Origin of the sequence: Tenacibaculum sp. (assembly GCF_050290165.1) — a bacterium.
Lineage (GTDB): Bacteria > Bacteroidota > Bacteroidia > Flavobacteriales > Flavobacteriaceae > Polaribacter.
In genome coordinates this window covers 381,663-406,506 of sequence record NZ_JBNKHD010000015.1, presented here as the reverse complement: position 1 = coordinate 406,506, position 24,844 = coordinate 381,663, and the positions used below count along the sequence as shown (strand labels likewise).

Below are 24,844 nucleotides of genomic sequence, written 5' to 3'. Positions count from 1 at the left end.
TCTGAATCATAAAAAATAGACTTACTAATACAGCTTTAAGAGTAGTTATAAATTAACTTTTTCTCTACATAAATCAACTTAAAAATGTATTTTTGGTTTCTTGAAAACCGCTATTGTCATATTAAATTGGAACGGAAAAAAATTGTTAGAACAGTTTTTACCTTCAGTGGTAAACTTTAGTTCTGAAGAAGCTGAAGTTTATGTTGCCGACAATGCTTCTTCCGACGATTCAATTGAATTTATCAAACAACATTTCCCTTCTGTTAAAATTGTAAAAAACGAAGAGAATGGTGGGTATGCTAAAGGATACAATGATGCTTTAAAACATATTGATGCTGATATATATTGTTTAGTAAATTCTGATATTGAAGTTACCAAAAATTGGTTAACTCTTATTCTATCTGTTTTTAAAGAAGAATACAATACTGCTATTATTCAACCTAAAATTTTAGACTTTAAAGACAAAACTAAATTTGAATATGCTGGTGCTGGTGGTGGTTTTATTGACGCGTTTGGATATCCATATTGTAGAGGACGACTTTTTAACGATTTAGAATCGGATAACGGGCAATTCGACGACACTACTGAAATTTTCTGGGCGTCTGGAGCTTGTTTTTTTATTCGCTCTCAAGTTTTTCATCAACTACAAGGTTTTGATGAAGACTTTTTTGCTCATCAAGAAGAAATTGATTTGTGTTGGCGAGCTAAAAATAACGGGCATACCATAAAATATGTAGGGAATTCAACCGTGTATCATGTTGGTGGGGCAACGCTTGAAACTATCAATCCTAAAAAGACATATCTAAATTTTAGAAATAGCCTGTTAAATTTGGTTAAAAACTTACCTTCTAACAAACTTTTTCCTATTATCTTTTCTCGCTTAGCTTTAGACGGATTGGCTGGTATTAAGTTTTTATTGGAAGGAAAGCCAAAACATCTTTGGGCTATTTTAAAAGCACATTTTAGCTTCTACATGAATCTTTTTAGGTTCATCAAGAAACGTAAAAAATCACAACAAAAATCGACTTATAACCTTCATGGTTCTGTTGTTTGGCAATATTATGCGCTTGGAAGAAAAAAATTTACTGAACTACGTTAGTTCTTGCTCATCCTTGTAAATATAATATAGTAAAAAGAATACTGCTACACCTCCAAAGGTATGCCACAACCAGTGAGTTCCCATGGGCAATAACACTACCTTATTATCTAAAGTTCTAAACAATAAGGCCATACCAAAAACCATTGCTCCATACACAATATATTTTACATTTTTCCAATGTGTTTTATATGCATACCATATCAAGGGTGTTACCACTGCTAACGCTGTAACTGCATAACCAAACGATGTTCTATATCCTGTAGGTATTGGTAAAAACCTTGGTAAAATAGATACTAGCAACATTCCTAATAAGATCCCTATTCGTTGCGACCATTTTTTTTTAATTTTTTGAACAAAATACACAATAGCTCCCAAGCATACAACCATGATGGGAACCCAATCTAACAACAACCAAACTTCATCACTTCTTGTTCCATGAAACATCGTTCCTCCAACCCAACTGATAAATATTATGGGAATTGCAAATAAAAAAAATGGGTATTGTCTCGGATTTTTATAGACTTTACTTCCAAAATAAATCAGTAAAGCAATAAAAATTAGGTTGCTAAACGTATTGAAAGGCTCTACTGGTAACCTTCCTGCTATGGTTTCTTGATAAATTGGTCCGCTATCGTTTGGGAACTGATTCAGTAAAAACATATATCCTTTTTCTATTCTATAACAAGATAAGAAATACGTTTATAATTTAAAAGCTTTTTTATATAGCTCTTTCTTCTATTTTTTAAAAAATATTCTAACTAATATTTGAAAGATTGTTTATTTGAAAACGAGCAAAAAAAACTAACTAAGCAGGTAAAATTTTCTTCCATAAATTTGTTTCAGCAAACTCCTTTATTACTCTATTTCTTTCTAGGAGTAGTTTTACCATGTATTTTTCTAGAAATATTTTGTCTATTAATTTTCCTAAAAAACCAAAAGGTGATTCATATTCAAACACATTAACCATTTTAACTCCTTCAGTGGTTTCTTCAAAAAAATAATGCTCGTGTCTGAAATTTTTAAAAGCTCCCTTTTGCATTTCATCTACAAAATACTCTGGATAATTATATTCTATAATCTTTGAAGTTAACTCCTGATAAAACCCTAAATGCTTAGCCCTCCAAGTAGCACTTTCATTCAATTCAATTAAACCTGTCATTTTCCCTGCTATAACTTTTTCTTTAGTTTTTTTCGTTGATATTTTATGTAGTTCTATACTTCGGGATAGGTCAAATACAACTTCTCTAGAAGAATTAATATAAGTTATTAATTTTATTCTAGGCATTACAAAATATCTAAACTTCCTTTTCCTTCACGAATAACTTCTGGTTCATCTGTAGTTAAATCGATTACAGTAGAAGCATGATTATCTCCATAACCACCATCAACCACAATATCAACCAAGTTTTGCCATTTCTCAAAAATTAGCTCCGGATCAGTAGTATATTCTAACACTTCATCTTCGTCGTGAATTGAAGTTGATATAATCGGGTTTCCTAATGCTTCTACAATTGCTCTAGCAATGTTATTATCTGGCACACGAATTCCCACTGTTTTTCGCTTTTTAAAAGCTTTTGGCAGTGAATTGCTTCCTGGCAAAACAAAGGTATACGGTCCTGGTAATGCTCTTTTTAAAATTTTATAAGTAGCAGTATCAATTTGTTTGACGTAGTCTGATAAGTGGCTTAAATCATTACAAACAAAGGAGAAATCAGCTTTATCAGGCTTAATTCCTTTTATTTTCGCAACTTTTTCTAAAGCTTTATTATTGGTAAAATCACAACCTAATCCATAAACTGTATCTGTAGGATATATTACCAAACCTCCGCTTTGTAATACTTTTACAATTTTTTGAATCTCTTTTGGGTTTGGATTATCGTTATACAGTTTTATGAATTGTGCCATAGCTTAGTAATTATCAAAGTCAAAATCGTCTAAACTTTCAAAGTTATTGAATTCATCATCAAACTCATCATCGTCAAAGTCAGTTGAAAGTTCATCTGCTTTAAATTCTTTTTCAGGAGCTTCTTCTGGAATCTCTCCTACTGATAAAATTATTTTTGTTTCAGTAACTTCTTCGTTTGATTGCTCAATTACTTCCACATAAAACGTCCACATTTGTAAGAAGTCGTACACATAAATTAACTTATCATGTTGATTTGGCAACGTTTCATTCAATATACAAGTAGCCATTGAAATCCCCTCTCCTGCTTCAGACATACTAAACAAAGGAATTTCTTCTCCTTGACTCCACTCTTCATCTGTAAGATAAAAAGAAGCCATTTCTTGTCCATTAAAACCAAATGATTTTGCTATATCTAAATGTAGTTTTTCTAACGAAGTAGTTTCGTTTACTAACAAGGTTCTTATAACATCTTCTTTTGCATCTAAAATTACACGTACTTTATACATTCTGTCATTTTTAATCATTACAAAAATACGTATTTTTGAATGATAATTTTTAGTAAAATGAACAAGCAAGAATCTCTTACAATTCTCAATAATTACAATAAAAATACCTTAATGGAAACTTTACAAATAGAGTTTATCGATTTAGGAGATGATTTTATTACTGCAAAAATGCCAGTAACTCCAAAAGTGCATCAACCTTATGGATTATTACACGGTGGAGCAACTGCAGCACTTGCCGAATCTGTTGGAAGTTGTGCCTCAGCTTTTTTTTTAAGAGATTCTAATAAAATTGTAAAAGGAATTGAACTAAGCATTAACCACGTAAAAAGTAAAAGAGATGGACATGTTTTTGCTACAGCAAAAGCTATACACAAAGGAAGAACTACTCATTTATGGGAAGTTAAAATTGTAGACGAAGACAATAATTTGATTTCACTTTGTAAGATTACCAATATTGTTTTAGACAAACAATAATATGAGGTTGCTAAAAAAAATATTGAAAATCACAGGAGTGTTATTTTTTATAACACTTCTTATTTTATATTACTTATTTTCCAGCTTTACCACTCCTAAATCGGATAAAAAAGTTCTTGATAAATTTGAAAATAGCCCTGTAATTCCTGCTGTAACTCATGAAAGTTTTAGAGAATTTAAATATCGAAAACTTACCATAAAAAGAGACACAACCTTACCTACCATCATTTTTGTTCATGGAACTATTGGTTCGTCTACCGATTTTTCTAAATACATGAAAGATAGCTTGCTTCTTAGTAAAGCTAACATGATTTCATATGATAGAATTGGGTATAACTATCAAGATAAAAACTCTGTACAAGAAAGTATTACTTTTGAGCGGGACATGCTACAAAGCATCATACAAAAAGAAAATCCTGACAAAACAATTTTAGTAGGGTATTCTTACGGAGGTCCTATTACACTAGCAATACAACAAAAAGTTCGTAAGCTCATTTTATTAGCTCCTGCTGTATATAGCAAAATAGAACCTATGCCTTGGGCTTTGAACTTATACAAGTGGAAGTTAACACGATGGTTAGTTCCTCCTGTTTGGCAAGAAGCCAGCAAAGAAAAACTATCTCATAAACAGGACTTACAACTATTTGAAAACGATTGGAAAAATTCTCCAAACCAAATAATTAGTATTCATGGAACTGACGATTGGATTGTACCTTATGAGAACTCTACATTTTTAGAACGTCAATTTCCTAAAACTCAGTTTGAGTTAATCAGTATTCCAGAAGCTGGTCACGGGTTTATTTGGAGTAAATTTGACGACATTAAACAACTTTTAATACAACAATTAGATTGAATATTTTTTTAAAAATAGAAGAAACTATACAAAAACAGCTTCCTTTTGTTGCTTATAGAAAATCAAACTCCTCTGTACTAAAGAGCTGGTTCCAAAAAAACAATGATTTAATCACTTCAGAAAATTATGAAGAAAGTGGATTTATCTTTGCTCCCTTTGACAATAGTAAAGATGCAATTATAATTCCTAAAGAGCAGTCTGATTTTTATGAGGAAACAATAAACATAACTAATAATTTCATCGATAGTACAATTGAGTCTTCAACTATTTCTTCTGAAGAAAACCATATTCTATTAGTTGAAAAAGGGATAGAAGCGATCAAAAATCAGCAATTTAAGAAGGTTGTACTCTCTAGAAAAGAGAAAGTAGAAGTCTCTAACTTTAAGCTTGTTGAAACTTTCAAAAAATTACTGTACAACTATCCTACTGCCTTTGTTTATGTGTGGTACCATCCAAAAGTTGGTTTATGGCTAGGAGCAACTCCTGAAACTTTAGTAAACATTCAAAACAATCAGTTTACTACTATGTCATTAGCAGGAACGCAAGTTTATAACGGAACCACTAATGTTATCTGGCAACCTAAGGAAGTAGAAGAACAACAGTTTGTTACAGATTATATTACTGATAAATTATCTGGAATTTGTTCAGATATAACTACCTCTGAAACCGAAACTATTAAAGCGGGTAATTTACTACACCTTAGAACAATTATTTGTGGTAACCTTTCAACTGATTCTTCTACATTAATAAACACCCTACACCCAACTCCTGCTGTTTGTGGACTACCTTTAGAAGCTACTAAGCAGTTTATTATACATAACGAAAATTATAGTCGAAGTTTTTATACCGGTTTTTTAGGTGAACTGAATTTAAACACAGACAAAACTACAACCTCCGAACTTTTCGTGAATTTACGTTGTATGGAAGTAAGCAATAATACTGTTTCTATTTATGTTGGTGGTGGTATTACAAAAGACAGCAATCCTAAAAAAGAATGGGAAGAAACCGTAGCCAAAACTACGACCATGAAAAAAGTACTATAATTTAATAGTCTAAATTAATTTTTAAAAATAAAAACCACCAATTGCTGTATAGCAATGGCGGTTCTTGCGTGTAAATTGAATTTGAATTGATTTTTTATAGCACTAGCATACTTTAAACACAAATACTATTTGTGTTAGTAAGAAGCTACGCTAAACAGTTTTTCTCTGTTTAAATATCGTCAAAAGATACATCTGTAAAACTTTCCGTTGAAGTTGTCTCTGCAGTTATACCTTCTTCTTTTTTATAGTCTTTTTGATGACGCTCACTTATTACTTCAGATCCTTTTTCGTTAACAATAAAGTCAGTTGCTTTATTCAACATTTCTTGAAAATCGACAAAGTCTTCTTTGTATAAGTAGATTTTATGTTTTTGATAATGGAAAGAACCATCATCGTGTGTAAATTTCTTGCTTTCTGTTACTGTTAAATAATAATCATCTGCCTTTGTAGATCTAACGTCGAAAAAATACGTTCTTCTTCCTGCTCTTAAAACTTGTGAAAAAATTTCCTCTTGTTCTACTCTCTCGCTCATAATTCTTTTGCTTAAATAATAGTTGTTTACTTAAAATTTTTCAACAAATCTAACAAAATATTTGACTTGGCAATACGAAACACTATATTTCTTTTTCCAAAAGTTGCTGTTCATACAGCTCTTTATAATAGCCTTCTTCTTTTACCAATTGATTATGAATGCCTTGCTGAATGATTTTACCATCATCTAATACAATAATTTTATCTGCATTTTTAGCCGAAGAAACTCTGTGACTTATGATTATAGTCGTTTTATCGCTTGAAACTCGCTCTAAATTTGATAAAATACGTTCTTCTGTTTCTGTATCTACCGCTGACAAACAATCATCAAAGATCAAAATTTTAGGATTCTTAATAATTGCTCTAGCTATAGATGTTCGTTGCTTTTGACCTCCTGAAAGTGTTACTCCTCTTTCACCCAAAATAGTTTTATAACCTTCTTTAAAATCAGCTATATTATCGTGTATTACCGCATTCTTGGCTGCTTCTATAATTTCCTCTTCAGTAGCATCATCTTTTCCAAATTTTATATTGTTTTCAATAGTATCTGAAAATAAAAATGGCTCTTGAGGCACAAATCCTATTTGATTTCTAACATCATAAAGATTGCAATCCTTAATATTTTTACCATCTATAAAAACATTTCCTTCTGTTGTATCGTATAAACGTGATATTAAATTAATAATAGATGATTTACCACTTCCGGTTTTTCCTAAAATAGCTAAGGTTTCGCCTTTATCTACCTTGAAACTTACATCTTTTAATGCAGTAATATTAGTGTCTTCATACGTTAACGAAACGTGCTTAAGCTCTATTTCTCCTTCTACTTCTGTTTCTCCTGGGTTTGTATTCTTTATTTCTGGAACTTGTTGTAAAAATTCGTTAATTCTTTCTTGTGAAGCTTCTGCTTGTTGCACCATTGAAGTTACCCAACCAACTATCGCCACTGGCCACGTTAGAATATTTACATACATAACGAATGCTCCTATGGCTCCTACTTGAATTTCTCCATTAATATATAATGTCCCACCTACATATAGCACTATAACATTACTTATTCCTATTAATAAAATCATTAGAGGAAAAAACAATGCTTGCACTTTATATAAACTAATGTTTTTCTCTTTACTAGCATCTGCAAGACTATCAAAATTCTTAATAACGGCTCCTTCTATTGCATATGACTTTACAACATTAATCCCAGAAAAAAATTCTTGATTAAACGTTGTTAATTTTGATAAATATTGCTGAACTATTGTACTTCGTTTATTGATTTGCTTACTTAAAATAAAAACTGATACTGACAAAACAGGAAACGGTATCATTGTATACAAAGTTAGTTTTGGTGAGATTGCATACATTTGGGCAAAACCAACGACGAATGACACTAACATGTTTAACGAATACATAATAGCAGGCCCAACATACATACGTACTTTAGACACATCTTCACTAATACGATTCATTAAATCTCCCGTTCTATTTTGTTTGTAAAAATTTAGAGACAATCGTTGATACTGTTGATAAATTTCATTTTTTAGATCAAACTCGATGAATCGAGACATTACAATAATTGTTTGACGCATTAAAAAAGTAAAAAAACCTCCTATTAATGTTACCGCTAAGATTAATAAGATATTCTCTAAAAGAATACTTTTTACCTCAGCCAACTCTGTTATTTTACCTAATTGATAATCTTCAACTACGTTTAAAGAAGTTAATACATAATTAGGCACTTTTAACGTAAATATTTTTGCCAATACTGTAATAAAAACTCCCAGTAATAATCTCCATTTATACTTAATAAAGTACTTGTTTAAATATTGTAATGCTTTCAACCTTATCCTTTTATAAAAATTAAACCTTAAAAAGAGCACTTGTTAAAGATACCATAATTAAGTCCTCTTTTTTTGCTTATGTTTTAACGATTTCCTACTTTTGTGCACGAATTTTTGAGATTGCTTAAATCATCTCAAATTAAAAACAACTAAAAATGACATCAGAAATCATTGATACTAAAGATCTTAAGAACGACCCAGTGTTTGGTCAATTCTCTTTTGACAATCACGAGCAAATCGTTTTTTGCAACGACGAAGATACAGGTTTAAAAGCAATTATCGGTATCCATAACACAACTTTAGGACCAGCTTTAGGTGGTACTAGAATGTGGCAATATAAAAGTGAGTGGGAAGCTTTAAATGATGTATTACGTTTGTCTCGTGGGATGACTTATAAGTCTGCTGTTACTGGTTTAAACCTTGGTGGTGGTAAAGCAGTTATTATTGGTGATGCTAAAACTCAAAAAAATGACGCTTTAATGCGTAAGTTTGGTGAGTTTGTGAACTCTTTAAGTGGAAAATATATTACTGCAGAAGATGTTGGGATGGAAACTCGTGACATGGATGTTATTCGTGAAGTAACTCCACACGTAACTGGTGTTTCTGAAGCAATAGGTGGGTCTGGAAACCCTTCTCCTGTAACTGCTTACGGAGTATATATGGGTATGAAAGCTGCTGCTAAATATAAATTTGGTACTGATAACTTAGACGGTAAAAAAGTATTAGTGCAAGGTGTTGGTCATGTAGGAGAAACTTTAGTAAAGCATATTACTGACGAAGGAGCTCAAGTTATCTTAAACGATATTAACGAAGCTCGTTTAGAAGAATTAAGTAAAAAATATGGGGCTAACGTGGTATTAGGAAATGATATTTACGGATTAGACTTAGATATCTATGCTCCTTGTGCTTTAGGTGCTACTATTAACGATGAAAGTATCGCTCAATTAAAAGCTAAAGTAATTGCCGGTGCTGCTAACAACCAATTAGCTAACGAATTAAAGCACGGTATGATGCTAAAAGAAAGAGGAATTGCTTATGCTCCTGATTTCTTGATTAACGCAGGTGGTATTATTAATGTATATGCTGAAGTTGAAGGTTACGATAAAGCAGAAAGCTTAAGAAGAACTGAAAACATCTATAACACAACATTAGAAATTTTCAATTTATCAGAAAAAGAAAACATCACTACACATCAAGCGGCTTTCAATATTGCTCAGGCAAGAATTGACGCTCGTAAAAAAGAACAAAATAGCTAGATAAAAAATAAAAAAGTTTTACTTTTGCAGAGCGTTAGAAATAGTTTCTATCGCTCTTTTTTTTAAAGTTCTTTAAAATGATTAATAGAAGACATATTCGAGTTAAGGTAATGCAGTCGATTTATGCAATACAACAATCACACAGTGATGATTTGGTTAAAGAAGAAAAATTCTTAAAACACAGTATTCAAAAAATGTACGACTTGTACGTTTTAAACCTTCAGTTGTTAGTAGAAGTACAAAAATTAGCTCGTAAAAGAATAGAACTTTCTAAGAAAAAAATACTTGCTACTAAAGATGAACTTAACCCTAACACAAAATTTATTGACAACAAACTTATAAACTTGCTTAATGAAAGTGTAAGTTTAGAAGGCTATGTAGAGCTTAACAAGCTTAACTATTGGGATCTTGATGATGAGTATGTAAAAATTTTGTTAGATGAGTTACAACAAAGCGGCTTCTATATAAAATACATGGATACTGTTGAAGATTCTTATAATGTAGACAGAGCTTTAGCTATTGATTTTTTCAGAGAGATTGTAGCTCCAAATGAAAAATTAGCAGATTATTTTGAAGACAAAATGATTTCTTGGGTTGATGATATGCCATTTGTAAATACTTGGGTATTAAAATCGTTAAACAAGCAAAAAGCAAACGCTCCTTTTATTTTAGGTAGTTTATATAAAGATGACGAGGATAAAAGATTCGTATCTGATCTTTTCAACAAAACAATGCTACATCAGCATAAATATGAAGAAGATATCAAAGAAAAAACACCTAACTGGGAAACAGACAGAATTGCTGATATTGATATGATTATTATTAAAATGGCAATTACAGAGTTCTTACACTTCCCTTCTATCCCTAGTAGAGTTACCATTAACGAATACATAGAATTAGCTAAAGATTATTCAACTAATAAGAGTGGATATTTTGTTAACGGGGTGTTAGATAAACTTTCTAAAGATTACCTATCTGAAAACAAGATGGTTAAAATTGGTAGGGGTTTATTGTAATAAATTAGTACATTTACAACAAATTAAAAATATTTTACAATGAAAAAATTAGCAGTAGCAATAGCATTTATTGTTTCAACAGGATTGTTAGTTTCATGTGGACAAGGAAATGCTTCATCAAAAGTAAAAAAAGAAAATGTTGAAAACGCAGAAAAAAGGGATAACACTATAGGTTTAGGTGCTCCGACTATTTCTTTTGACAAAGAAGATTACGACTTTGGTACTGTTAACGAAGGTGATATTGTTGAGACCACATTCGTAGTAACTAATACTGGTAAATCCGACTTAGTAATTACTCATGCACAAGCTAGCTGTGGATGTACAGTTCCAGATTGGCCAAAAGAACCTATAGCTCCGGGTAAAACGGGTGACATTAAAGTTAAATTCAACACTAACGGTAAACCAAATAAACAATCAAAATCAATAACATTAACTACCAATACAGAAAAAGGTAGAGAAGTTATTAAGATTCATGGAATGGTAACGCCAAAAAATAAAACTGTATAATGTATACAACTATTTTTTTACAAGCTAGCTCTCAGCAAAGCTTAATGAACATGCTTCCTTTTATAGCAATGATTGCTGTTTTTTACTTTTTAATTATTCGTCCACAAATGAGACGTCAAAAAAAAGAAAAGCAGTTTCAAACTGAAATTAAAAAAGGAGCTAAAATAGTTACCACTAGTGGTATTCATGGCAAAATCGTTGAAATTAACGATACCGACAATACTGTTACCATAGAAACTGGTGCTGGTAAAATTAAATTTGAACGTTCTGCTATTTCTATGGAACTTAGTAAAAAATACAATACTGATAGTAAAAACTAATAGTATTTCTTTTCATAAAAAAGTGAGCTTATTGGCTCACTTTTTTGTTTTTTATGTAGATTGCAACAATATCTTAGTGTGAAAAAAAAACTTAACATACCTAAAACCTTTTTCGGTTTTTTAACCGCCTCAGTATTTTTTTGGTTACTTATTAATTTATCAAAAGAATATAATACTGAAGTTGAATATGATGTAGAATACACACAACTTTCTTTACAAAAAACATTAATTAGTACACCTCTAAAGAAAATAACTCTTGTATTAAAAAGTAGTGGATATAATTTATTTGCTGCAAACTTAGCTCATAAACCAATTCAATTAGATTTGAATAGAGCTGCAAAGAAAAAAGGCAACGATTATTTTTTCCTCTCTAAAAATTTACTTCCAGAAATACAAAGTCAGTTAAAATCTGGCATACAACTATTAAGAGTCAAACAAGATAGTATACCTCTAAAAATTGGTACATTAAGCTCAAAAAAAATCCCTTTAAAAGCAGACTTAAATATTACTTTTCAATTAGGGTATGATTTTTCTAAACCTATAAACATTGTACCTGATAGCATTGTAGTTTCTGGAGATGAATCTTATTTAGATAGCCTCGATTTTTTAAACTTAGAAAAAGTTGTTTTAGAAAACCTTTCTGAAAATACAAATATTACGGCTCCAGTTATTTTCCCTAAAGATGTACATCTCAAAACTGATAATGAATCAGTAAAAATTCAAATATCAGTTGATAAGTTTACTGAAGGCGAAATTGAAGTTCCTGTATTTGTGAAAAATGCACCAAAGGGCATTAATATTTTCCCTAAAAAAGTAAAAATAATTTACAAAGTTGGTTTAAAGAACTTTAACGAAATAACCCCTGACTTATTTAAAGTGGAATGTGATTATTTGCAATCTGTGAATAATGAAGTGAACTATCTTACACCTAAACTTAAAAGCTTTCCAGATTTAGCTACACTTATAAGGGTAGTCCCAGATAAAATTGATTTTTTAACTTACGAATAATATGATAGTAGGCTTAACAGGCGGAATAGGTAGCGGAAAATCTACCATCGTTAAAATGTTCTCTCAATTTGATAACATAGCAATATATATTGCCGATGACGAAGCTAAAAAGCTAATGTCCACTTCTAAAGAAATAAAAAACCAATTAATTTCTGAATTTGGAGATCAAGTTTATATCAATAATGAGCTAAACAGGGCTTATTTAGCTTCTATAGTATTTAAAAACAAAGAGAAATTAGCTATTCTTAATTCAATCGTCCATCCTGTTGTAAATGAACATTTACAGAGTTTTATCAAAAAAAATACTGATAAAGACTATATCCTATACGAAAATGCTATTCTTTTTGAAAATGGGAGTGACTCTTTCTGTGATAAGATTATTACCGTTACTGCTCCAGAAGATGTGAGAATCAATCGAGTTGTAAAAAGAGACAACACTACAATTGAAGATGTAAAAAACAGGATTAAAAACCAATGGAATGTAACTAAAAAAACATTACAATCTCACTATATAATTGATAATGTTGACCTTACCTATTCAAGACAACAAGTGTTAAAAATCCACAATTATTTAACAAAATATATCTCGTAATTTACATTTAATTGACTGAGTTTGTTAAAATTATCTTAATTTTACAGTAACTTTGTTAATCTAAGTTAAAACATTATATCCCTAAATTTTATTAATATATTTTTGGTTAATGGGTAAGAAAATTTTTATTCTCATTGTTGTTTTAATGAGTATCTCACTTGTAGGAATTATTTCTGTTCAAGTATATTGGATAAAAGATGCTATTAAGAATAAGCAACAACAATTTAAAAATAATGTAACGATTGCATTAGCGCGTACCTCAGAAAATATTAAAGAAAGAGAGTATCAAGAATTTGCGCAAACTTATAATGAGTTCTTTGAAAACAATCAGTTAAGGACTGATGCTGAAATCACAACGTTTCTTTTTCAACAAGTTGATACCGTTAGTAAGAAAAAGTTCACCTTTGGTAATACCATTTTAGAAGAAAGTATAAAAATTCCGGGCGAATTTGTCGATAATGATTCTATCGTCATAAAACGATATTCAGGTAAAGAGGATATTTATTTTTCACAAATTATAAAATCTGAAAACAAGGATTTTAAAGCGTATTTAAATGAAAATCGTTATTCTCTTTTCAAAAGTTATCCTAGTTGGAATAGTGAAGCACTAGAACATGCCTTTCGTCAAAGCAAAAGTATCTTTATTCCTATAAACCAACGTATAAGTAATAAAGAGTTAAACAATACGCTTAAAGAAGAATTTGCTAAAATGAACATTACACAAGATTTTAAATATGTTGTGTACGAAGACGGTTTGGCAACACAATTAAAATCAGGATATTTTAACATACAACCAGAAGATATTAATTATCCTTTACTGGAAGATGAAGATGGTAATAGTAAGTATAAATTGTATGTGAAATTTCCAAATGAGCGAAAAAATTTGCTATCAGGAATGATGAAAGTATTGATACTTTCTCTATTTTTTATAGGAATAATCATTGCGGCTTTTTCGACATCATTGTACCAATTAATTCGTCAAAAAAAGATTTCTGAAATAAAAACAGATTTCATTAACAATATGACACATGAGTTTAAAACACCTATTGCTACAATTAACTTAGCTTTAGATGCTATTAAAAACCCAAAAATCATATCAGATGAAGAGAAAGTGAAACGTTATGTTCAAATGATTCGTGATGAAAACAAGCGTATGCATGGGCAAGTAGAAAATGTATTACGTATTTCAAGATTAGAAAAGAATCAGCTTGATATTAGTAAAGATGCAGTAGATATGCACGATATTATTGAAGAAGCAATCGAGCATATTCAATTATTAATTGATGACAGAAAAGGAAATGTAACAACACATTTTCAAGCGATTTCATCTGAAGTTCTAGGAAATCAATTTCACCTAACAAATGTTGTTGTTAACATGTTAGAAAACGCATTAAAATATTCAGAAAATGCTCCAAAAATTGATGTATTTACTGAAAGCACAAATAAATACTTTATCTTTAAGATAAAAGATGAAGGTATAGGAATGAGTAGAAATGCTCAAAAATATGTGTTTGATAAATTTTATAGAGAACACAAAGGAAACATACACAATGTAAAAGGTCATGGATTAGGGTTAGCCTATGTAAAAGAAATAATAGATAACCACCATGGTACCGTTTATGTTGAGAGTGAAAAAGGCAAAGGAAGCATATTTACAGTTAAATTACCATTAATATAAAAATATAAGGGATGGGGACCAAAAAGATATTATTAGTAGAAGATGATCCAAATTTTGGAACAGTTCTTAAAGATTATTTAGCACTTAATGATTATAATGTTACGCATGCTAAAGACGGGATAGATGGTTTAATCATGTTTAAAAATGCAGAGTATGACTTATGTATTTTAGACGTTATGATGCCTCGTAAAGATGGCTTTTCATTAGCTGAAGATATTCGATCAACCAACAAAGAAATCCCAATTATTTTCTTAACCGCAAAGACATTGAAGGAAGATGTTTTAAGAGGCTATCAAGTTGGTGCTGATGATTATTTAAACAAACCTTTCGATTCTGAAGTATTGTTACATAAAATTAAAGCAATTTTACAACGTAAAGAAACTGAAAAAACGAACGATAGTGATGAGTTTGAATTCAAAATTGGGGGATTTGACTTTAACTCTAAACTACGTCACTTATCTTACAAAGGCGGTGAAGCTCAAAAATTATCACCTAAAGAGAGTAAATTATTACGTATGCTAGCTATTCATAAAAATGATTTAATGCCACGTGAATTAGCTTTAACAAAAATATGGAGAGATGATAATTACTTTACCTCTCGTAGTATGGACGTATATATCGCTAAACTTCGTAAATACTTAAAGAGTGATGAAAATGTAGAAATTCTAAACATTCACGGTGAAGGGTTCAGATTAATAGACCACAAGTAATTAAGCTACATTTATATCAAAATACTAAAGGCTTCCTATATCTAGGAAGTCTTTTCTTTTTTATACCTTGTAACAATACTTTGAATAAATCGTCAAATACATATAATCAACAAAAAATAAAAGCTTGGAAACAATTTTATCTATACAAAACCTCGATAAAAAATACGGAAAAGTTCATGCTGTAAATAACTTATCATTTGATATCCAAAAAGGAAATGTTTACGGAATTTTAGGACCTAACGGAAGTGGAAAGTCTACAACACTTGGTATTATCTTAAATGTAGTAAATAAAACCTCTGGTAACTTTAGCTGGTTTAACGGTAAATTATCCACCCATGAAGCTTTAAAAAAAGTAGGAGCAATTATTGAACGTCCAAACTTTTACCCATATATGAGTGCTGTACAAAACCTACAGCTTATTTGTAAGATAAAAGGTGTTTCATACGATAAAATAGAAGAAAAATTAAAAATTGTAAACCTTTACGATCGAAAAGATAGCAAGTTCCGAACTTATTCGTTAGGTATGAAGCAACGTTTAGCTATTGCTTCTGCTCTATTAAACGATCCTGAGATTTTAATTTTAGACGAACCTACAAATGGATTAGACCCACAAGGAATTCATGAAATTCGTCAAATTATTAAAGAAATAGCTAAAAACGGAACTACTATTTTATTAGCCTCTCACCTACTTGACGAAGTAGAAAAAGTATGTTCTCACGTTGTGGTAATTAGAAATGGAATAAAATTATATAGCGGTAGAGTTGATGAAATGACAGCTTCAAATGGCTTCTTTGAATTGCAAGCTGATGATCAAAATAAACTTATAAAGCTTTTAGAAAACCATTCTTCAATAGGTACTATTAATAACGAAAATGGTGTTTTAATTGCAAACCTTGCCTCTGAATTATCTGCTTCTGAAATTAATAAGTTTTTATTTGACAATGGAATTTCACTCTCACACTTAGTAAAACGTAAACCTAGTTTAGAGCAACAATTTTTAGACCTTACTAACAACCAATAAAATAACTACCATGCTACGACTTTTAAATATAGAGTTACATAAATTAAAATATAACAGAGCTAGTAAAGTTCTTTCAATCATCTATTTTGCCTTACTAACTTCAATTGCATTAATAGCTGCCATTAAGTTCGATATTGGACCGATAAAATTTCACTTGGCAGAACAAGGAATTTTTAATTTTCCTTACATCTGGCATTTCAACACCTATATTGCTGCTATATTTAAGTTCTTCTTATTATTAGTTATTGTTTCTATGATGGCTAATGAATATAGTTACAAAACTTTAAAACAGAACTTGATTGACGGGTTAAGTAAAAAAGAATTTATCTTATCAAAATTTTATACTGTTATAGCATTCGCTTTTATTTCTACCGTATTTGTATTTATTACCTCTTTAATTCTTGGAGCCATTTACTCAGATTTTAACGAGATGTCCATCGTATTTTCAGACCTAGATTATTTAGTTGCTTTCTTTATAAAACTTTTAGGGTTCTTTTCTTTTGGATTGTTTTTAGGTATCCTTATAAAACGTTCAGCTTTTGCCGTAGCAGCCATGATTATTTGGCTTATTATTGAAAGTATGCTTAAAGGATACTTATACTGGACATTTAGAAATGTAAAAACAGGAGTTGATGAATCTGTAAATGCCATTATGCAATTTTTCCCGCTAGAGTCAATGGCCAACCTAATTAAAGAACCTTTTACAAGATTGGGAGCTGTTAAATCAGTAGCAAGTCAAATAGGAGAAAACTTTACAAAAGATTATTCAGTAAGCTTATTAAACATTACAATTGTATTAATTTGGACAGGTATTTTTATCTATTCATCGTATGCTTTGTTAAAAAAGCGAGATTTATAGGGGGTTTTACCTACTTTAGTTGTTTTATTTACACAGCAAATGTTATTTAAATGAAAAAACAACTACTATTTATCCTTTTTATTACCGTTTCTATTTCTCTTTATAGTCAAAAAGAAGCAAATGTTTGGTATTTTGGAAGAAATGCTGGAATAGATTTTAACACCTCTACTCCAACTGCATTAACTGATAGCAAATTAAATACAGATGAAGGTTGTTCTACCATTTCTGATGAAAATGGAAATCTTTTGTTTTATTCTGACGGAATTAATGTATGGACTAAGAACCATCAGTTAATGAAATATTCTGATGGGAGGCTAGCCAACAATTTACAAGGAAATCCATCCAGTACACAATCAGGATTAATAGTTCCAAATCCTGAAGATAAAAGCATCTACTATATTTTTACAGTTGGAACTGATTATGTAGGTGATGTATACCCAGAAAATCCTGGTTTTAATTTTTATACCATTGATATTTCTAAAGGAAATGGAGGCGAAATAATTTCTGGCCCTGTTGATCTTGCTAACGGAAGAAGTTTTGAATGGTCTGAAAAAGTTACTGCAGTTCAAGGAAAAGACTGTACAGAGATTTGGGTTTTGTCTATTGTAGAAAATACTTTTTATGCCTATAAAATTGATAAAAATGGAGTAGATTATACCACCCCTGTTATCTCGTCATCGTCATATACTCTTTTTGATAAAAGAGGCTATTTAAAAGTTTCTCCTGATGGTACAAAAGTTGCGCTGGCCGATTTTACAGCTGGTAGAACTTTAGGTAATGGTCGTTTAATTTTATATGATTTTGACAATACAACAGGTAAAATTACATCTGCTGGTATTGCCTTAACTAACCCCAGATCAGATGGTGTTCCTTATGGTGTTGAGTTTTCTCAACAATCATCAAAATTATACGTATCAACATTTAACCTCCCACTTACTTTTAACATTCTTCAATTTGATTTATTAGATACAAACATAGCACAAACAAAAAATCAAATATGGAGTGGTTCTGGATATAGGGGTGCTTTACAATTAGCTTCAAACGGGAAAATATACACTTCAATTCCTGATAAAACTTATTTAGGTGCTATTGAAAACCCTGAAGAAAGTGCCGTTAATATTCAATACACTCCCAATGCCTTTAGCTTAGGAGGAGCTAAGTCATCACAAGGATTACCTCCTTTTATTCAATCATTTTTTGCACCTGTAAAATTAATCAACCTTGCAACCAATGAAGTTTTAAACAATAGCAATCAAGTGTTTTGTATTGGAGAGAGTTATGAAATTCAACCAGAAAAAAACAACCCCAATGATACCTATACTTGGTTTAAAGATGGTGCAGAAATAGCCAATACAAGAATATTAACCGTTGATAACAACAATTTTGGGAGTGGTTCATATGAAATCAAAATAGAGTCAACCTCGTATTGTAAAAAAACGTATGTTGGAAAAGTACAAATTACCTTTGTTCCTAAACCAACTATAAATAAAATTCCACCATACATTCAATGTGATTTTGATAATAATCCTATTGATGGGTATACAACATTCAACCTTGAACAATTGGAGAATCTGTTAATTGATGATTCTGCTAATGTTTCTATCGATTTTTTTGAAACTTCAGATATTAATTTTACCACTCCACTAAACAAAACTAACTATACAAACTCAGTAGCTACTAACCATTCATTAACAATTAAGATAACTAACAATACAACCCATTGTTATCAAACTGAAATTATTAATTTACAAGTAAACCCTACAGGGTTAACTTCCTATACAGATGAACATCTCTGTGAATTAGATCAAAATGCAATAAACCCTGATGCAAAATTCAGTATTGGATCTGGTAACAGTTTTTTTGATTTCTCTATAAAAACGCAGCAAATAATTAACAATTCTGGAGGGGCTTTATCAGAAATTACACACGATTTTCAATATTATAGAACTGCAGAAGATGCTTCTTTACAAGTAAATCAAATTGTACCACCCTATGAAGATGACTTATTCACTAATAATTCTGATGTCTACGTAAGAATTTCAAATAAAGGAGCAACATCTTGTGAAGCTGTTGGTAACTTTAAGATTTTTGTAGAAAAAATCCCTGTTCCACAAGGCGATTTGGATGGTGTAATTTTATGTGTAGACAACCCAAGATTAACTCCACAACCCCATACAGTGACTCTAAATGCTGATACAGGAAATACGACTGACACTTACAAATGGTACTTAAATGATAATTTAATCCCAAATGAAACATCTGCTATTTATAATGCTAATTCTGCTGGTGAATATAAAGTTGAAGCGTATAGAAAATACCCTAACATAAGTACTCCTTGCATGGGATATAATACATTTTTTGTCAAAGAATCCAATCAGGCATTAATTGTCAATATTAAATCTGTCGATGATCAGGATAATCCAGATAGTAATAAAATAGAAATTACGGTAGACGGAATTGGTGATTATGAATATGCTTTAAACAGCACCAATCTTAGTGATTTTGTCAAAGGGAACGAAAATCTCTCTTATACCTTTACCAATATCCTTCCCGGACTTAACTCTATTTCTATCAGAGATCGTAATGGATGTGGTGTCATAACTTCTAATAAAATTTCTACCATCTATTTCCAACGTCATTTTACCCCAAATGGAGATGGATATTTTGACACATGGAAAGTTTTAGGTGTTGATAATGATTATTATGAAGTTGTAAAAGTTCAAATTTTTAATCGTTTTGGAAAATTGATTAGTAAAATTACAGATAAAAATCATCCAGGATGGAATGGTATATATGATGGTATTTTACTCCCTTCTAATGATTATTGGTATAATGCTGAATTGATAGACACCAATGGAAAAATTCGTAAAAAAACAGGGCATTTTTCTTTATTAAGAAAATAAAAAAAACGCTATGAAAAAAATATTATTATTGAGCTTAATCCTTACTTATACCTCCTTGTTTTCACAAAATGATTGTTCAGATGCAATTGTTGTTTGTGGCAATAGTGGATTTCAAAACTTAAATGCTACTGGTGTTGGAATACAGGAACTATGGGATTCAAACAGCTGTTACGCTGTAGAGAATAACAGTTTGTGGGTCAAAATTAAAATTGACAAAGGAGGAACATTAGCTTTTACTTTAACACCTACCAATGCCGATGGTAGTCATAATACCGATATTAATGTTGATCTTGATTTTTTCATCTTCGGTCCTAATGTAAGCTGTGATAATATAGGACATGCAATTCGTTGTTCTACAACAAACCCAGTTGCCAGTAATCAAACTAATAATTTAACAGGCATCAGTAACTCAGAAACAGATTTCTCAGAAGGTCCTGGAGAAGATGGAAATAGTTTTGTAAGATTATTAAATGTTAATGATAACGATTCGTACTTTTTAGTAATTGACAGACCTATTGGAAATAGTAATTTTAAAATTGATTGGACTGGTACTGCTACTTTCAATAAACCTCCAACTATCAATCCTCCTACAGTAGGTCAATCATATGATTTAGAAGAGTGTGATGATGATGGTACTTTTGATAATAGTACAGAATTTGATTTAACTACTTATAGTAATTCTATATTAAACGATCAATCAAACATTAAAGTCTCTTACCACACAAGTGATAATGATGCACAAACCAACACTAACCCTATAACAACCCCTACTAATTTTAAAAACACCAGTAATCCTCAAACAATTTTCATGAGGTTAACCAATATAAACTCTGACTGCTTTTCTGTAACTGATTTTAATATTACTGTAAATAACAGTATAAATCTTACTACACCAACAGACTATATTGAATGTGATGATATTAATAGTGGAAATAACACTGATGGTATATACAGTTCTTTTTTATTATCCTCTAAAGACAATGAAATTTTAGGAACATTAGACCCTAATACATATACTATAAGCTATCATTTGAGTCTTACTGATGCTCAAAATGCTTTGAATCCTATAAATAAAAACACTCCTTTTACGAACACTGTAAGAGATACTCAGACAATTTATATCAGAGTTGAAAATATCGTTGGGTGCTTAAACACAACAACTACTTTTAATTTAGTTGTGACCCCTGTTCCTAAATTTATCAATACTGCTCCATATCAACAATGTGATTTTGACAACAATTCTTTTGACGGTTTCACCTCCTTTAATCTACAAAACAAAGAAGCAGAAATATCGAACAATGCAACAAATGTAACTGTATATTTTTTTGAAAATCAAACTGATTTAAATAATAACACCCCAATAACATATCCACAAAATTACACCAATAGTATTCCGTTTAACCAAACATTACTCGTAAAGATTATCAATAATACAACACAATGTTTTAATACTGGCAGTTTAGATTTAACTATTAACCCAACTGGATTAAGCTTTTACCCTAATGAGTATATTTGCGAATTAGATCAAAATGCTGCAAATCCTGATGCAAAGTTTAGTATTGGATCCGGCAATAGTTTTTTTGATTTCTCTATCAAAACGCAACAAATAATTAGCAATTCTGGAGGAGCTTTGTCTGAAACTACACACGATTTTCAATATTATAGAACTGCAGAAGATGCTTCTTTACAAGTAAATCAAATTGTACCTCCTTATGAGGATGATTTATTCACCGATAATTCTGATGTCTATGTAAGAATTTCAAATAAAGGAGCGACATCTTGTGAAGCTGTTGGTAGTTTTAAAATTTTTGTAGAAAAAATTCCTGTTCCACAAGGCGATTTGAATGGTGTAATTTTGTGTGTAGACAACCCAAAACTAACCCCACAGCCCCATACTATAGCTTTAAATGCTGTTACCGGAAATATAACAGACACTTATAAATGGTATTTGAATGGCAATCTAATTCCAAATGAAACATCTGCTATTTATAATGCAAATATGGCTGGTGAATACAAAGTTGAAGCGTATAGAAAATACCCTAACACAAGTACTCCTTGCATGGGGTATAATACATTTTTTGTCAAAGAATCCAATCAAGCATTAATTGTCAATATCAAATCTGTGGATGATCAAGACAATCTTGACAATAATAAAATAGAAATTACCGTAGATGGAATTGGTGATTATGAATATGCCTTAAACAGCACTAATCTTAGTGATTTTGTTAAAGGAGATGAGAACCTCACTTATACTTTCACCAATATTCCTCCTGGATTGAATTCAATTTCTATTAGAGATCGTAACGGATGCGGTGTAGTATCTTCAAATAAAATTTCAACTATTTACTTTCAACGTCATTTTACTCCTAACGGAGATGGATATTTTGACACCTGGAAAGTACTCGGAGTTAATAATGATTATTATGAAGTTGTAAAAGTTCAAATTTTTAATCGTTTTGGGAAATTGATTAGTGAGATTACAGATAAAAACCATCCAGAATGGAATGGTATATATGATGGTATTTTGCTCCCTTCTAATGATTATTGGTATAATGCTGAACTGATAGATACCAATGGAAAAATCCGTAAAAAAACAGGACATTTTTCACTACTTAGAAAGTAAATCTTCTTAAAAAATAATTTGTTTTACCTAAACCCTCTATGAGGGTTTCACATAAACTATCCGTATTTTTGTTGGATGAACTTTGAATTACACTCTGAATTTAAGCCAACTGGTGATCAACCACAAGCGATTAAACAATTAGCTAATGGAATCTTAGCCGACGAAAAGTACCAAACACTTTTGGGTGTTACGGGTTCTGGAAAAACATTTTCTGTGGCTAATGTTGTTGCTGAAGTACAACGACCAACTTTGGTCTTAGCACATAACAAAACATTAGCCGCACAGTTGTATTCAGAGTTTAAACAGTTCTTTCCAAACAATGCTGTGGAATATTTTGTTTCGTATTATGATTACTATCAACCCGAAGCCTATATTCCTGTTACAGGAACGTATATTGAGAAAGATTTATCGATCAACGATGAAATAGAACGTTTACGAATTAGCACCTCCTCTTCCCTACTTTCAGGACGTCGAGATGTGTTAGTAGTAGCTTCAGTTTCATGTTTATACGGTATAGGTAATCCTACAGAGTTTAAAAAGAACGTTATTACCATTGAAGTTGACCAACAAATATCACGTACGAAGTTTTTACATCGCTTAGTTACGAGTTTATATGCACGTACCGAAGTTGAAATAAAAAGTGGAACTTTTAAAGTGAAAGGTGATGTAGTTACCATTTATCCTTCGTATGGAGACAATGGATATAAGATCCACTTTTTTGGAGATGAAATAGAAGAAATTGAAACTTTCGATATTGAAACCAATCAAACGATTACGCGATTAGAAAAATTAAATATTTACCCTGCTAACCTTTTTGTAACCTCTCCTGATATATTACAAAATGCCATTCATCAAATTCAAGAAGATATGGTAAAACAAGTAGATTATTTCAAAGAAATAGGGAAACATTTAGAAGCGAAACGTTTGCAAGAGCGAACTGAGTTCGACTTAGAAATGATTCGCGAATTAGGGTATTGTTCAGGAATTGAGAACTACTCTCGTTATTTAGATGGACGAAAAGCTGGTACACGACCTTTCTGCTTGTTAGATTACTTTCCTGATGACTACTTGATGGTGATTGATGAAAGTCACGTTACTGTACCACAAGTGCATGCGATGTACGGTGGAGACAGAAGTCGAAAAGAAAACTTGGTGGAATACGGATTCCGATTACCTGCGGCAATGGATAACCGTCCGTTAAAGTTTGAAGAGTTTGAAGCCTTACAAAATCAAGTGATTTATGTTTCGGCAACTCCTGCAGATTATGAATTACAAAAAACCGAAGGTTTATTTGTTGAGCAAGTGATTCGCCCTACAGGACTGTTAGATCCGGAGATTGAAGTTCGACCAAGTTTAAATCAAATTGATGATTTAATTGAAGAAATTCAAATTCGTGTAGAAAAAGACGAGCGTTCTTTGGTGACTACCTTAACCAAACGAATGGCAGAAGAGTTAGCTAAATATTTAACTCGTATTCAAGTACGTTGTCGTTATATTCACTCTGATGTAGATACTTTAGAGCGTGTAGAAATTATGCAAGATTTACGTAAAGGTTTGTTTGATGTACTCATCGGAGTAAACCTATTAAGAGAAGGATTAGATCTTCCAGAAGTGTCGTTGGTCGCTATTTTAGATGCTGATAAAGAAGGGTTTTTACGTTCGCACCGTTCATTAACACAAACCGTGGGGCGTGCTGCACGTAACGTAAACGGTAAAGCAATTATGTATGCTGACAAAATTACCAATAGTATGCAACTTACTATTGACGAGACCAATCGTAGACGGGAAAAGCAAATTAATTACAATACTGCTCACGGAATTACCCCTAAACAAATCAATAAAAAGATAGACAATACTTTATCTAAAAACGCAATTACTTCGTATCATTACGATAATGCTACACAAAAAGCTGCTGAGCAAGATTTAGAATACCTACCAAAACAAGAAATTGAAAAACGCATACGCGACAAACGCAAACAAATGGAAGAAGCTGCCAAAGCACTAGATTTTTTAGTCGCAGCGAAATTACGAGATGAAATTGAGGTTTTGAAGGAAAGTTTGTAAGTTTTAACATACAAAAGTAAGGGGTGCCCTTACCTAA

At 31.2% G+C, this 24,844-nt stretch carries 23 protein-coding genes; 17 read left to right on the top strand and 6 right to left on the bottom strand.

Going from position 1 to position 24,844, the window contains the following annotated elements:
- Positions 1–100 precede the first annotated feature (100 nt).
- Positions 101–1,099 (top strand): glycosyltransferase family 2 protein, encoded by a 999-nt coding sequence (locus ACQY6M_RS13070; protein ID WP_428742326.1) that lies wholly within the window; start codon positions 101–103, stop codon positions 1,097–1,099.
- Here ACQY6M_RS13070 and ACQY6M_RS13065 read toward each other — a convergent pair.
- The 4 genes from ACQY6M_RS13065 to ACQY6M_RS13050 all read right to left on the bottom strand — a co-directional run bounded on the left by ACQY6M_RS13065 (position 1,091) and on the right by ACQY6M_RS13050 (position 3,511).
- Positions 1,091–1,759 carry a hypothetical protein gene (locus tag ACQY6M_RS13065; protein WP_428742325.1) on the bottom strand — a complete coding sequence of 223 codons (669 nt, stop codon included), beginning with the start codon at positions 1,757–1,759 and terminating at the stop codon, positions 1,091–1,093. The two genes, ACQY6M_RS13070 and ACQY6M_RS13065, sit on opposite strands and share 9 nt — an antisense overlap.
- A 145-nt stretch (positions 1,760–1,904) precedes the next feature.
- Positions 1,905–2,384 carry an SRPBCC family protein gene (locus ACQY6M_RS13060; protein WP_428742324.1) on the bottom strand — a complete coding sequence of 160 codons (480 nt, stop codon included), beginning with the start codon at positions 2,382–2,384 and terminating at the stop codon, positions 1,905–1,907.
- The gene (locus ACQY6M_RS13055) at positions 2,384–3,004 is read right to left on the bottom strand and encodes an L-threonylcarbamoyladenylate synthase (RefSeq protein ID WP_428742323.1); all 621 of its coding nucleotides are present in this window, start codon (positions 3,002–3,004) and stop codon (positions 2,384–2,386) included. Before ACQY6M_RS13055 ends, ACQY6M_RS13060 begins: the two co-directional genes overlap by 1 nt.
- Before the next feature lie 3 nt (positions 3,005–3,007).
- Positions 3,008–3,511 (bottom strand): IS1096 element passenger TnpR family protein, encoded by a 504-nt coding sequence (locus tag ACQY6M_RS13050; protein ID WP_428742528.1) that lies wholly within the window; start codon positions 3,509–3,511, stop codon positions 3,008–3,010.
- 57 nt (positions 3,512–3,568) lie between these two features.
- On the opposite strand from ACQY6M_RS13050, the gene ACQY6M_RS13045 reads away from it, so the two are divergent.
- Genes ACQY6M_RS13045 through ACQY6M_RS13035 form a run of 3 tightly spaced genes read left to right on the top strand, consistent with a single transcriptional unit; the run spans position 3,569 to position 5,881 of the window.
- On the top strand, positions 3,569–3,985 hold the full coding sequence (locus ACQY6M_RS13045) for a PaaI family thioesterase (protein ID WP_428742322.1): 417 nt from the start codon (positions 3,569–3,571) through the stop codon (positions 3,983–3,985).
- Position 3,986: 1 nt separating this feature from the next.
- Positions 3,987–4,838 (top strand): alpha/beta fold hydrolase, encoded by an 852-nt coding sequence (locus ACQY6M_RS13040; RefSeq protein ID WP_428742321.1) that lies wholly within the window; start codon positions 3,987–3,989, stop codon positions 4,836–4,838.
- Positions 4,835–5,881 (top strand): chorismate-binding protein, encoded by a 1,047-nt coding sequence (locus ACQY6M_RS13035; RefSeq protein ID WP_428742320.1) that lies wholly within the window; start codon positions 4,835–4,837, stop codon positions 5,879–5,881. Before ACQY6M_RS13040 ends, ACQY6M_RS13035 begins: the two co-directional genes overlap by 4 nt.
- A 169-nt stretch (positions 5,882–6,050) precedes the next feature.
- Here the strand turns inward: ACQY6M_RS13035 and ACQY6M_RS13030 are convergent, their stop codons facing one another.
- Positions 6,051–6,413, bottom strand: coding sequence for a PUR family DNA/RNA-binding protein (locus ACQY6M_RS13030; RefSeq protein ID WP_428742319.1), 363 nt, complete (start codon positions 6,411–6,413; stop codon positions 6,051–6,053).
- 82 nt (positions 6,414–6,495) lie between these two features.
- Positions 6,496–8,250, bottom strand: a complete 1,755-nt coding sequence (locus ACQY6M_RS13025; RefSeq protein WP_428742318.1) for an ABC transporter ATP-binding protein — start codon at positions 8,248–8,250, stop codon at positions 6,496–6,498.
- A 155-nt stretch (positions 8,251–8,405) separates the two neighbouring features.
- Between ACQY6M_RS13025 and ACQY6M_RS13020 the strand changes: the two genes are divergently transcribed.
- From ACQY6M_RS13020 to uvrB, 13 genes are all read left to right on the top strand, one after another.
- Positions 8,406–9,506 (top strand): Glu/Leu/Phe/Val family dehydrogenase, encoded by a 1,101-nt coding sequence (locus tag ACQY6M_RS13020; protein ID WP_428742317.1) that lies wholly within the window; start codon positions 8,406–8,408, stop codon positions 9,504–9,506.
- 77 nt (positions 9,507–9,583) lie between these two features.
- On the top strand, positions 9,584–10,522 hold the full coding sequence (gene nusB / locus ACQY6M_RS13015; protein ID WP_428742316.1) for a transcription antitermination factor NusB: 939 nt from the start codon (positions 9,584–9,586) through the stop codon (positions 10,520–10,522).
- Between the two features lie 39 nt (positions 10,523–10,561).
- Complete coding sequence (locus ACQY6M_RS13010) at positions 10,562–11,029, top strand: DUF1573 domain-containing protein (RefSeq protein WP_428742315.1); 468 nt, start codon at positions 10,562–10,564, stop codon at positions 11,027–11,029.
- Complete coding sequence (gene yajC, locus ACQY6M_RS13005; RefSeq protein ID WP_428742314.1) at positions 11,029–11,349, top strand: preprotein translocase subunit YajC; 321 nt, start codon at positions 11,029–11,031, stop codon at positions 11,347–11,349. The genes ACQY6M_RS13010 and yajC overlap by 1 nt, the downstream gene beginning before the upstream one ends.
- Before the next feature lie 78 nt (positions 11,350–11,427).
- Positions 11,428–12,357 (top strand): hypothetical protein, encoded by a 930-nt coding sequence (locus ACQY6M_RS13000; protein ID WP_428742313.1) that lies wholly within the window; start codon positions 11,428–11,430, stop codon positions 12,355–12,357.
- 1 nt (position 12,358) lies between these two features.
- Positions 12,359–12,949, top strand: coding sequence for a dephospho-CoA kinase (coaE, locus tag ACQY6M_RS12995; protein ID WP_428742312.1), 591 nt, complete (start codon positions 12,359–12,361; stop codon positions 12,947–12,949).
- A gap of 145 nt (positions 12,950–13,094) precedes the next feature.
- Positions 13,095–14,627 (top strand): sensor histidine kinase, encoded by a 1,533-nt coding sequence (locus tag ACQY6M_RS12990; RefSeq protein WP_428742311.1) that lies wholly within the window; start codon positions 13,095–13,097, stop codon positions 14,625–14,627.
- 11 nt (positions 14,628–14,638) lie between these two features.
- A complete protein-coding gene (locus tag ACQY6M_RS12985) occupies positions 14,639–15,337 on the top strand; it encodes a response regulator transcription factor (protein ID WP_428742310.1) in 699 nt (232 codons plus the stop codon).
- 124 nt (positions 15,338–15,461) lie between these two features.
- The gene (locus ACQY6M_RS12980) at positions 15,462–16,358 is read left to right on the top strand and encodes an ABC transporter ATP-binding protein (RefSeq protein ID WP_428742309.1); all 897 of its coding nucleotides are present in this window, start codon (positions 15,462–15,464) and stop codon (positions 16,356–16,358) included.
- A 10-nt stretch (positions 16,359–16,368) separates the two neighbouring features.
- The gene (locus tag ACQY6M_RS12975) at positions 16,369–17,217 is read left to right on the top strand and encodes an ABC transporter permease (RefSeq protein WP_428742308.1); all 849 of its coding nucleotides are present in this window, start codon (positions 16,369–16,371) and stop codon (positions 17,215–17,217) included.
- 50 nt (positions 17,218–17,267) lie between these two features.
- On the top strand, positions 17,268–20,120 hold the full coding sequence (locus tag ACQY6M_RS12970; RefSeq protein WP_428742307.1) for a T9SS type B sorting domain-containing protein: 2,853 nt from the start codon (positions 17,268–17,270) through the stop codon (positions 20,118–20,120).
- A 10-nt stretch (positions 20,121–20,130) separates the two neighbouring features.
- A complete protein-coding gene (locus tag ACQY6M_RS12965) occupies positions 20,131–22,743 on the top strand; it encodes a T9SS type B sorting domain-containing protein (protein WP_428742306.1) in 2,613 nt (870 codons plus the stop codon).
- A 75-nt stretch (positions 22,744–22,818) separates the two neighbouring features.
- Positions 22,819–24,807: an excinuclease ABC subunit UvrB gene (uvrB, locus tag ACQY6M_RS12960; RefSeq protein ID WP_428742305.1), complete on the top strand. Its 1,989-nt coding sequence runs from the start codon at positions 22,819–22,821 to the stop codon at positions 24,805–24,807.
- The last annotated feature ends 37 nt before the right edge of the window (positions 24,808–24,844 follow it).